The sequence below is a fragment of the Streptomyces sp. NPDC016677 genome (genome assembly GCF_055562815.1).
In genome coordinates this window covers 16,763-25,808 of sequence record NZ_JBVHEO010000003.1, presented here as the reverse complement: position 1 = coordinate 25,808, position 9,046 = coordinate 16,763, and the positions used below count along the sequence as shown (strand labels likewise).

At 66.3% G+C, this 9,046-nt stretch carries 15 protein-coding genes; all 15 read right to left on the bottom strand.

The window, feature by feature from the left end:
- Window positions 1-7: 7 nt before the first annotated feature.
- The gene (locus ACZ3IG_RS09885; protein ID WP_003966937.1) at window positions 8-1,030 is read right to left on the bottom strand and encodes a DNA-directed RNA polymerase subunit alpha; all 1,023 of its coding nucleotides are present in this window, start codon (window positions 1,028-1,030) and stop codon (window positions 8-10) included.
- Window positions 1,031-1,148: 118 nt separating this feature from the next.
- Complete coding sequence (gene rpsK, locus ACZ3IG_RS09880) at window positions 1,149-1,553, bottom strand: 30S ribosomal protein S11 (protein WP_003948617.1); 405 nt, start codon at window positions 1,551-1,553, stop codon at window positions 1,149-1,151.
- Window positions 1,554-1,622: 69 nt separating this feature from the next.
- Window positions 1,623-2,003 carry a 30S ribosomal protein S13 gene (gene rpsM / locus ACZ3IG_RS09875; RefSeq protein ID WP_004984507.1) on the bottom strand — a complete coding sequence of 127 codons (381 nt, stop codon included), beginning with the start codon at window positions 2,001-2,003 and terminating at the stop codon, window positions 1,623-1,625.
- A gap of 188 nt (window positions 2,004-2,191) precedes the next feature.
- The gene (gene rpmJ / locus ACZ3IG_RS09870; protein ID WP_003974245.1) at window positions 2,192-2,305 is read right to left on the bottom strand and encodes a 50S ribosomal protein L36; all 114 of its coding nucleotides are present in this window, start codon (window positions 2,303-2,305) and stop codon (window positions 2,192-2,194) included.
- Window positions 2,306-2,373: 68 nt separating this feature from the next.
- Entirely contained in the window at window positions 2,374-2,595 is a 222-nt protein-coding gene (infA, locus tag ACZ3IG_RS09865; RefSeq protein WP_003948620.1) for a translation initiation factor IF-1, read from the bottom strand.
- Window positions 2,596-2,748: 153 nt separating this feature from the next.
- Window positions 2,749-3,585: a type I methionyl aminopeptidase gene (gene map / locus ACZ3IG_RS09860; protein ID WP_215167414.1), complete on the bottom strand. Its 837-nt coding sequence runs from the start codon at window positions 3,583-3,585 to the stop codon at window positions 2,749-2,751.
- Between the two features lie 216 nt (window positions 3,586-3,801).
- Window positions 3,802-4,455 carry an adenylate kinase gene (locus ACZ3IG_RS09855; protein ID WP_215167413.1) on the bottom strand — a complete coding sequence of 218 codons (654 nt, stop codon included), beginning with the start codon at window positions 4,453-4,455 and terminating at the stop codon, window positions 3,802-3,804.
- Window positions 4,455-5,768: a preprotein translocase subunit SecY gene (secY, locus tag ACZ3IG_RS09850; RefSeq protein ID WP_467430613.1), complete on the bottom strand. Its 1,314-nt coding sequence runs from the start codon at window positions 5,766-5,768 to the stop codon at window positions 4,455-4,457. The genes ACZ3IG_RS09855 and secY overlap by 1 nt, the downstream gene beginning before the upstream one ends.
- Window positions 5,769-6,009: 241 nt before the next feature.
- The gene (rplO, locus tag ACZ3IG_RS09845; RefSeq protein ID WP_189417905.1) at window positions 6,010-6,465 is read right to left on the bottom strand and encodes a 50S ribosomal protein L15; all 456 of its coding nucleotides are present in this window, start codon (window positions 6,463-6,465) and stop codon (window positions 6,010-6,012) included.
- Window positions 6,466-6,467: 2 nt separating this feature from the next.
- Window positions 6,468-6,650: a 50S ribosomal protein L30 gene (gene rpmD / locus ACZ3IG_RS09840; protein ID WP_003974250.1), complete on the bottom strand. Its 183-nt coding sequence runs from the start codon at window positions 6,648-6,650 to the stop codon at window positions 6,468-6,470.
- A 2-nt stretch (window positions 6,651-6,652) separates the two neighbouring features.
- The gene (gene rpsE, locus ACZ3IG_RS09835; protein ID WP_108014598.1) at window positions 6,653-7,258 is read right to left on the bottom strand and encodes a 30S ribosomal protein S5; all 606 of its coding nucleotides are present in this window, start codon (window positions 7,256-7,258) and stop codon (window positions 6,653-6,655) included.
- A 36-nt stretch (window positions 7,259-7,294) separates the two neighbouring features.
- Window positions 7,295-7,678, bottom strand: coding sequence for a 50S ribosomal protein L18 (gene rplR / locus ACZ3IG_RS09830; RefSeq protein ID WP_215167411.1), 384 nt, complete (start codon window positions 7,676-7,678; stop codon window positions 7,295-7,297).
- A 3-nt stretch (window positions 7,679-7,681) separates the two neighbouring features.
- The gene (rplF, locus tag ACZ3IG_RS09825; RefSeq protein ID WP_215167410.1) at window positions 7,682-8,221 is read right to left on the bottom strand and encodes a 50S ribosomal protein L6; all 540 of its coding nucleotides are present in this window, start codon (window positions 8,219-8,221) and stop codon (window positions 7,682-7,684) included.
- Window positions 8,222-8,245: 24 nt separating this feature from the next.
- Entirely contained in the window at window positions 8,246-8,644 is a 399-nt protein-coding gene (rpsH, locus tag ACZ3IG_RS09820; protein ID WP_007384075.1) for a 30S ribosomal protein S8, read from the bottom strand.
- Window positions 8,645-8,855: 211 nt separating this feature from the next.
- The gene (locus ACZ3IG_RS09815; RefSeq protein WP_003948630.1) at window positions 8,856-9,041 is read right to left on the bottom strand and encodes a type Z 30S ribosomal protein S14; all 186 of its coding nucleotides are present in this window, start codon (window positions 9,039-9,041) and stop codon (window positions 8,856-8,858) included.
- Window positions 9,042-9,046: the final 5 nt, after the last annotated feature.

Genomic DNA, 9,046 nt, shown 5'->3' with positions numbered 1-9,046 from the left:
GGACCGATCAGTACTGCTCGGTCTCCACGAACCCGGCGTCCGCGTCGTCGTCCGCGCCGAAGGCATCGGCGGCGGCGGTCGGGTCGAACCCGGGAGGCGAGTCCTTCAGCGCCAGGCCCATGCCCGCGAGCTTGGCCTTGACCTCGTCGATGGACTTCGCACCGAAGTTGCGGATGTCGAGCAGGTCCGCCTCGGACCGCGCGACCAGCTCACCCACGGAGTGGATGCCCTCGCGCTTGAGGCAGTTGTACGACCGGACGGTGAGTTCCAGCTCCTCGATCGGCAGCGCCAGATCGGCGGCGAGCGCGGCGTCCGTCGGGGACGGGCCCATGTCGATGCCCTCGGCGTCGATGTTCAGCTCGCGGGCGAGACCGAACAGCTCGACCAGGGTCTTGCCGGCGGAGGCCATGGCGTCACGCGGACGCATCGCCTGCTTGGTCTCGACGTCGACGATCAGCTTGTCGAAGTCGGTGCGCTGCTCGACACGCGTGGCCTCGACCTTGTACGTGACCTTCAGCACCGGCGAGTAGATCGAGTCGACCGGGATGCGCCCGATCTCCTGACCGACCTGCTTGTTCTGCACGGCGGAGACGTAACCGCGGCCGCGCTCGACCGTCAGCTCCATCTCCAGCTTGCCCTTGCCGTTGAGCGTGGCGAGGACGAGGTCGGGGTTGTGCACCTCGACACCGGCCGGCGGCGCGATGTCGGCGGCGGTGACCAGACCCGGACCCTGCTTGCGCAGGTACATCACGACCGGCTCGTCGTGCTCACTGCTCACGACCAGCTGCTTGATGTTGAGGATCAGGTCGGTCACGTCCTCCTTGACGCCCGGCACGGTGGTGAACTCGTGCAGGACACCGTCGATCCGGATGCTGGTGACAGCCGCACCGGGGATCGACGACAGGAGCGTACGACGCAGGGAGTTGCCGAGGGTGTAGCCGAAGCCCGGCTCCAGCGGCTCGATCACGAACCGGGAGCGGAATTCGTCGACGACCTCTTCGGTCAACGAGGGACGCTGAGCGATCAGCATGTGTGTTCCTTCAGTCAGGGGCGCCCGCTATTTGACGCCCGACCATGTACTGCAAGGGTACGGGCGGCACGACCGAAAGGAGCCGTACCGCCCGGAACCGCAAGCCGAGAAGCGAACGTCAGACGCGACGGCGCTTCGGCGGACGGCAGCCGTTGTGCGGGGTCGGCGTGACGTCCTGGATGGAGCCGACCTCCAGACCGGTGGCCTGGAGGGAACGGATCGCGGTCTCACGACCGGAACCCGGGCCCTTCACGAACACGTCGACCTTGCGCATGCCGTGCTCCTGCGCGCGACGGGCGGCCGACTCGGCGGCCATCTGCGCGGCGAACGGCGTGGACTTCCGGGAGCCCTTGAAGCCGACGTGGCCGGCGGAGGCCCAGGAGATCACGTTGCCGGTCGGGTCCGTGATGGACACGATCGTGTTGTTGAACGTGCTCTTGATGTGCGCGTGGCCGTGAGCGACGTTCTTCTTTTCCTTGCGGCGCACCTTCTTGGCAGCGCCCTGACGTCCCTTGGGGGGCATCTGTAACTCCTACGGGGAGGTGGTCGGTCCTACAGCGAAGACCGCTGATGAAGCGTTGTCCGCTGAGGACTACTTCTTGCCCGGCTTCTTCTTACCGGCGATGGCGCGACGCGGGCCCTTGCGGGTACGAGCGTTCGTGCTGGTGCGCTGACCGCGCACCGGCAGACCACGGCGGTGACGCAGACCCTGGTAGGTGCCGATCTCGACCTTGCGGCGGATGTCGGCCTGGATCTCGCGACGGAGGTCACCCTCGGTCTTGATGTTGTTGTCGACGTACTCGCGGATCGCGACGAGCTGCTCCTCGGAGAGGTCCCGAACACGGGTGTTCGGGTCCACGCCGGTCGCGGCGAGCGTCTGCTGCGAGAGGGTCCGGCCGATGCCGAACACGTAGGTGAGGGCGATCTCCACGCGCTTTTCGCGCGGGATGTCAACACCGGAAACGCGTGCCATTCAATGGCTCCTGGTGATCTTCGGAGGTCTTCCACAGAACCGGCTCCCCGCCCGCCGTACCAGGTACGGACCGGGTCCCCGGCCTCCGAACCGGGGGTGTCGGGCACCTGAGCGCCCGGGTTCTGCGTATGAACATATTCAGCTCGCGTCGCGCGAAGTACTGCGAATCGCGGAGGGAGGGTACTGCGTCAGCCCTGGCGCTGCTTGTGGCGCGGGTTGTCGCAGATGACCATGACCCGACCGTGACGGCGGATCACCCTGCACTTGTCGCAGATCTTCTTGACGCTCGGCTTGACCTTCATGGGGTGAGGTTCTCCGGGTCAGTTGCCGGCGGCCCCCCGGCCTGGCGGCCACGGGGCGTGGGCAAGATCTACTTGTACCGGTAGACGATCCGGCCACGCGTCAGGTCGTACGGAGACAGCTCCACCACGACCCGGTCGTCAGGGAGGATGCGGATGTAGTGCATACGCATCTTGCCGCTGATGTGTGCCAGGACCTGGTGGCCGTTCTGGAGCTCAACCTTGAACATGGCGTTCGGCAGAGACTCGACGACAGTGCCCTCGATCTCGATGGCACCCTGCTTCTTGGCCACGCTTCGCCCTTCGAATCGACTACCTTGATCGACTCTCGCCACACTCGCACGCGTCTGCATGCAGACATGCGGGTGCACCAGAGCCGACGAGTCAGTCTACGTCAGCACCCCCGGAAAGGCGAAACGAGGAAGTCTGCCCCACCGGGGAGATCACTATGCGAGCGGGTCGGGCGCGGCCGTGATCCCCAGCTCCGCCAGCTTGGCCTTGCCGCCGTCGGGGGCGGTCAGCACCAGGGGGCCCTGCTCAGTGAGCGCGACGGAGTGCTCCCAGTGCGAGGACCAGGTGCCGTCGGTCGTGATGACCGTCCACTCGTCCTCGAGGACTCGCGTCCTCGGGGTGCCGAGCGACACCATCGGCTCGATGGCCAGGCAGAACCCGGGGACCAGCTTCGGCCCCTTGCCCCGGCGCCGGTCGACGTAGTTCAGCAGGTGCGGGTCCATGTGCATCTCTGTGCCGATGCCGTGGCCGCCGTAGTCCTCGATGATCCCGTACCGGCCGCCGCCGGGCTTGGGCTGCCGGCGGATGTACGTCTCGACCGCCCGGGAGATGTCGACCAGCCGGTTGCCCTGCTTCATGGCGGCGATCCCGGCCCACATCGACTCCTCGGTCACCCGGGACAGCTCGACCAGCTCCGGGGAGTGACCGGAGCCCACGAAGGCCGTGTAGGCGGCGTCACCGTGCCAGCCGTCGATGATCGCGCCGCAGTCGATGGAGATGACGTCCCCGTCCTTGAGCACGACCTCGTCGGAGGGGATGCCGTGGACGACGACCTCGTTGACCGAGGTGCAGATCGTCGCGGGGAAGCCGCCGTAGCCGAGGAAGTTCGGCTTGGCGTCGTGCTCCGCGAGCACCTTGCGGGCGACCTGGTCCAGGTCCTTGGTGGTGGCGCCGGGCACGGCGGCCTCCCGCGTGGCCGCGTGAATGGCGGCGACGACCAGCCCCGCCTCGCGCATCTTGGCGATCTGCTCGGGACTCTTGATCTGCACCATGGAAAACCTGCGGCCTCTCTGAACCAGGGAAGGGCGAAAACCCTCGACGACATCCTCAACGATACGGGGGCCGTCACTCCGCGGGCAGTCGTGCCGCCTGGGGCGGCACGGGCGGGCGCGGCGGCGCCCCGTAAGCGCCGGGCTGCGCGACGCACCCCCCACAGCACAGCCGCGGCCCGCAAAAAAGCGGACCGCGGCTGCAGCGACCGTAAAAACCTACTGGTCCCGCTTCAGCGCCTCCAGCGCCCGCCCCGTGACCTCGTCGACCGCTCCCATCGCGGAGATGGTCACGACCAGCCCCTGCGACTTGTAGTAGTCGATGATCGGCTCGGTCTGCGTGTGGTAGACCTCCAGCCGCTTGCGCACGGTCTCCTCGGAGTCGTCGTCCCGCTGGTACAGCTCCCCGCCGCAGACGTCGCAGACGCCCTCCTTGGCCGGCTGCTTGTACGTGACGTGGAAGACGTGCGACGAGTCGTTGCGGCACACGCGCCGTCCGGCGATGCGCTTGACGACCTCTTCCTCCGGTGCCTCCAGGTCCAGCACCGCGTCGAGCTTCATGTCCTCGGTCTCGAGCAGCTCGTCCAGCGCCTCCGCCTGCGAGACGTTGCGCGGGAAGCCGTCCAGCAGGAAGCCGCCCTCGGCGTCGGGCTGCTCCATGCGGTCCTTCGCCATGGCGATGGTGACCTCGTCGGGGACGAGATTCCCCGCGTCCATGTAGGACTTCGCGAGTTTGCCCAGCTCCGTCTGCCGGCTGATGTTGGCGCGGAACAGGTCACCCGTGGAGATGTGCGGGATGTGCAGCGTCTCGGCAAGGCGGGTGGCCTGCGTTCCCTTACCGGCGCCCGGCGGCCCGACGAGGACGATTCGCATCAGCGGAGGAACCCTTCGTAATTGCGCTGCTGGAGCTGGCTCTCGATCTGCTTCACCGTCTCCAGTCCCACACCCACGATGATCAGGATGCTGGTACCACCGAACGGGAAGTTCTGGTTTGCCCCGAAACCAACCAACGCCATCGTCGGCACGAGAGCGATAAGACCCAGATACAGCGAACCCGGCCAGGTGATCCGGTTGAGTACGTAGCTCAGATACTCAGCGGTCGGTCGGCCAGCCCGGATGCCCGGGATGAAGCCACCATACTTCTTCATGTTGTCCGCGACTTCCTCGGGGTTGAAGGAGATCGCCACGTAGAAGAACGCGAAGAAAACAATGAGCAAGAAGTAGAGGGTGATGTAGATGGGGTGATCACCCTGGACGAGGTTGGCCTCGATCCAGGTCTTCCAGCCGGACGTGCCGCTGGAGAACTGGGCGATCAGAGCCGGGATGTACAGCAGCGACGACGCGAAGATGACGGGGATCACGCCCGCCTGGTTCACCTTGAGCGGGATGTACGTGGACGTACCGCCGTAGGAGCGGCGGCCGATCATCCGCTTGGCGTACTGCACGGGGATGCGGCGCTGTGCCTGCTCGACGAAGACCACCAGGCCGACCATGACCAGGCCGACCGCGATGACCGTGCCGAACTCGATCCAGCCGTCGGCCAGCGAGCCCTGCGTCTTGATGGCCCACAGGGCGGACGGGAAGGTGGCGGCGATCGAGATGAACATGAGGATCGACATGCCGTTGCCGATGCCGCGGTCGGTGATCAGCTCACCGAGCCACATGACACAGGCCGTACCGGCGGTCATGCAGATCACCATGACGATGGTGGTGAAGATGGCCTGGTCGGGAACGATCTGACCGGCGACGGTGCAGCCGGAGAACAGGGCGCCGCTGCGCGCGGTGGCGACCAGGCCGGTGCCCTGGAGGATGGCGAGCGCGATGGTCAGGTAGCGGGTGTACTGCGTGATCTTCGCCGTACCCGCCTGGCCCTCCTTCTTCAGGGCTTCCAGGCGCGGAATCACGACGGTCAGCAGCTGCAGAATGATGCTGGCCGTGATGTACGGCATGATGCCGAGCGCGAAGACCGTGATCTGCAGCAGGGCGCCGCCGCTGAACATGTTGACCAGACCGAAGAGGCCCTGGTTGCCGGACGCCTGGTCCACACACTCTTGAACGCTCTTGTAGTCGACGCCCGGGATGGGGATGTGCGTACCCACGCGGTACACGACGATGATCCCGAGCGTGAAGAGGAGCTTCTTGCGCAGGTCGGGCGTCTTGAACGCCCGGGCGAACGCGGTGAGCACGGTGCCTCCTGCGACCCCCGCGCTGGCGCGTCAAGGGTGACGGTCTTGAGGTTCGACTGACGACTTAATGAGTAACGGTCAACTGCCGCTCAGGGTGCCCCATGTGTGACACCCGTGAAAGTGGGCAGTTCCGGTCACCTTACCGGCGAGACCACTGCCCTTGGAACGACCAACCGGGGATACCCCATTTGTGGGGTATCCCCGGTCGGGATCGCTCAAGTCATCGAGACGCCTGTGGTGTTCAGACGAGCTCGGTGACGCTGCCGCCGGCGGCGGCGATCTTCTCCTTGGCGGAGGCGGAGGCCTTGTCGACCTTCACCTCGACCGCCACGGAGATCTCGCCCTCGCCGAGGACCTTGACCAGGCTGTTCTTGCGAACGGCGCCCTTGGCCACCAGGTCCTCGACCGTGACCTCGCCACCCTGCGGGTAGAGCTTGGCCAGCTTGTCGAGGTTCACGACCTGGTACTCGGTCTTGAACGGGTTCTTGAAGCCCTTCAGCTTCGGAAGACGCATGTGGAGGGGCATCTGGCCACCCTCGAAGCGCTCCGGAACCTGGTAGCGGGCCTTCGTACCCTTGGTACCACGACCGGCCGTCTTACCCTTCGACGCCTCACCACGACCCACACGGGTCTTGGCGGTCTTGGCGCCCGGGGCGGGACGGAGGTTGTGGATCTTGAGCGGGTTCTGCTCCGCCATGATCAGTCGACCTCCTCGACCGTCACGAGGTGGCGGACGGTGTGCACCATGCCGCGGAACTCGGGACGATCCTCCTTGACGACCTGCGTGTTGATGCCCTTGAGACCAAGGGAACGCAGGGTGTCACGGTGGTTCTGCTTGCTGCCGATGTAGGACTTGACCTGCGTAATCTTGAGCTGCGCCATGATTACGCACCCGCCCCGGCACGCGCACGGAGAAGAGCCGCGGGGGCGACGTCCTCGAGCGGCAGACCGCGGCGGGCCGCGACCTCCTCGGGACGCTGCAGGCCCTTGAGGGCCGCCACGGTCGCGTGCACGATGTTGATCGCGTTGTCGGAGCCGAGCGACTTCGACAGGATGTCGTGGATACCGGCGCACTCCAGCACGGCACGCACCGGACCACCGGCGATAACACCGGTACCGGGCGACGCGGGCTTGAGCAGCACGACGCCGGCGGCCTTCTCACCCTGGATCGGGTGCGGGATGGTGCCCTGGATACGGGGGACCTTGAAGAAGTGCTTCTTGGCCTCCTCGACACCCTTGGCGATGGCGGCCGGCACCTCCTTGGCCTTGCCGTAACCGACACCCACGGTGCCGTCACCGTCGCCCACCACGACCAGCGCGGTGAAGCTGAAGCGACGACCACCCTTCACAACCTTGGCGACACGGTTGATCGCGACGACGCGCTCAACGTATGCGGTCTTCTCGGCGGCAGCAGCGCCGCCGTCACGGCCCTTCCGGTCCCGCCGCTCGCCGCCACCGGCACCGCTTCCGCGGCGCTGGGGTCCAGCCATTGGATTACCTCTCTCTTTCCGCTAGCTACAAGCGGCTCAGAACTTGAGCCCGGCCTCGCGGGCGGCGTCCGCCAGGGCGGCGATGCGCCCGGCGTACTGGTTACCACCACGGTCGAACACCACGGCCTCGACACCGGCGGCCTTGGCGCGCTCGGCGACCAGGGCACCGACCTGCTTGGCCTGCGCGGACTTGTCGCCCTCGCCACCGCGGATCGAGGTGTCCAGGGTGGACGCCGACGCCACGGTGTGGCCCTTCAGGTCGTCGATGACCTGCGCCACGATGTGGCGGTTGGAGCGGGTCACGACCAGACGGGGACGCTCCGCCGTACCCGCGACACGCTTGCGGATGCGGATGTGACGGCGCTTGATCGCGGCGCGCTTGTAAGCGTCGCCCTTGAGGATCTTCTGCCCGTATGCCATGGCTTACTTACCCGCCTTTCCGACCTTGCGGCGGATGACTTCGCCCTCGTACTTGACGCCCTTGGCCTTGTACGGGTCGGGCTTGCGCAGCTTGCGGATGTTGGCCGCGACCTCGCCGACCTTCTGCTTGTCGATGCCCTCGACCGAGAAACGGGTGGGGGCCTCGACCTTGAAGGTGATGCCCTCGGGGGCCTCGACCAGGATCGGGTGGCTGTAGCCGAGGGAGAACTCCAGGTTCGAACCCTTGGCGACAACGCGGTAACCGACACCGCTGATCTCGAGCTTCTTCACGTAACCCTGGGTCACGCCGGTGATCATGTTCGCCACCAGCGTGCGGGACAGGCCGTGCAGGGCCTTGTTCTGACGCTCGTCGTTGGGGCGGGTGACGTTGAGCACGCCGTCCTCACCCTTGGCGATCTCGATCGGCGCCACGACGGTGTGGGTCAGCGAGCCCTTGGGGCCCTTGACCGAGACCGTCTGGCCGTCGATGGTGACGTCCACGCCGGCGGGAACCGCGATGGGGAGCTTGCCGATGCGCGACATAGCTGTTTCCTCCGTTCCCTTCCGCTACCAGACGTAGGCGAGGACTTCCCCACCCACGCCCTTCTTGCCGGCCTGCTTGTCGGTGAGGAGCCCGTGCGACGTGGAGATGATCGCCACGCCCAGGCCGCCGAGCACCTTCGGCAGGTTGGTGGACTTCGCGTACACCCGGAGACCGGGCTTGGAGATCCGCTTGATGCCCGCGATGGAGCGCTCACGGTTGGGGCCGAACTTCAGCTCTAGGACGAGGTTCTTGCCGACCTCGGCGTCCTCGACCTTCCAGCCCGTGATGAAGCCCTCCTGCTGGAGGATCTCCGCGATGTGAGACTTGATCTTGGACGCCGGCATCGTCACGGAGTCGTGGTACGCCGAGTTCGCGTTCCGCAGACGCGTAAGCATGTCTGCGATCGGATCAGTCATGGTCATGAATTGGCCTTCGGCCTCTCTCGCCGGGGTTTCCTGGTGCGCCATCCCTCTCCCCGATCCGAGACGGGACGGGTGCGGCGCGGTGGACCTACGGCGTAGTAAGTCGTATGGGCACGACAGGCGCCCAACCCCACAAGCCTAAGGCATGCGAGGGTGGGCCCCTGCCGACCCAGTTGCTTACCGAGAGCCCTGGGGAGTCCCTGTAAGGGGACTACCAGGAGCTCTTGGTCACGCCCGGCAGCTCGCCACGGTGAGCCATCTCACGAAGGCACACGCGGCAGAGGCCGAACTTGCGGTACACGGAGTGCGGGCGGCCACAGCGCTGGCAGCGGGTGTAGCCACGCACACCGAACTTGGGCTTGCGAGCAGCCTTGGCAATCAGAGCCTTCTTCGCCATCTCGC

Excerpts from the sequence above, each read along its gene's own strand:
- rpsM (WP_004984507.1), bottom strand. The coding sequence starts at position 2,003 with ATGGCACGCGTTTCCGGTGTTGACATCCCGCGCGAAAAGCGCGTGGAG.
- rplO (WP_189417905.1), bottom strand. The coding sequence starts at position 6,465 with ATGGCGGAGCAGAACCCGCTCAAGATCCACAACCTCCGTCCCGCCCCG.
- rpsE (WP_108014598.1), bottom strand. The coding sequence starts at position 7,258 with ATGGCTGGACCCCAGCGCCGCGGAAGCGGTGCCGGTGGCGGCGAGCGG.
- rpsK (WP_003948617.1), bottom strand. The coding sequence starts at position 1,553 with ATGCCCCCCAAGGGACGTCAGGGCGCTGCCAAGAAGGTGCGCCGCAAG.
- ACZ3IG_RS09815 (WP_003948630.1), bottom strand. The coding sequence starts at position 9,041 with ATGGCGAAGAAGGCTCTGATTGCCAAGGCTGCTCGCAAGCCCAAGTTC.
- map (WP_215167414.1), bottom strand. The coding sequence starts at position 3,585 with ATGGTGCAGATCAAGAGTCCCGAGCAGATCGCCAAGATGCGCGAGGCG.
- rplF (WP_215167410.1), bottom strand. The coding sequence starts at position 8,221 with ATGTCGCGCATCGGCAAGCTCCCCATCGCGGTTCCCGCCGGCGTGGAC.
- rpmJ (WP_003974245.1), bottom strand. The coding sequence starts at position 2,305 with ATGAAGGTCAAGCCGAGCGTCAAGAAGATCTGCGACAAGTGCAGGGTG.
- ACZ3IG_RS09885 (WP_003966937.1), bottom strand. The coding sequence starts at position 1,030 with ATGCTGATCGCTCAGCGTCCCTCGTTGACCGAAGAGGTCGTCGACGAA.
- ACZ3IG_RS09855 (WP_215167413.1), bottom strand. The coding sequence starts at position 4,455 with ATGCGAATCGTCCTCGTCGGGCCGCCGGGCGCCGGTAAGGGAACGCAG.
- rplR (WP_215167411.1), bottom strand. The coding sequence starts at position 7,678 with ATGGCATACGGGCAGAAGATCCTCAAGGGCGACGCTTACAAGCGCGCC.
- rpmD (WP_003974250.1), bottom strand. The coding sequence starts at position 6,650 with ATGGCGCAGCTCAAGATTACGCAGGTCAAGTCCTACATCGGCAGCAAG.
- rpsH (WP_007384075.1), bottom strand. The coding sequence starts at position 8,644 with ATGACCATGACTGATCCGATCGCAGACATGCTTACGCGTCTGCGGAAC.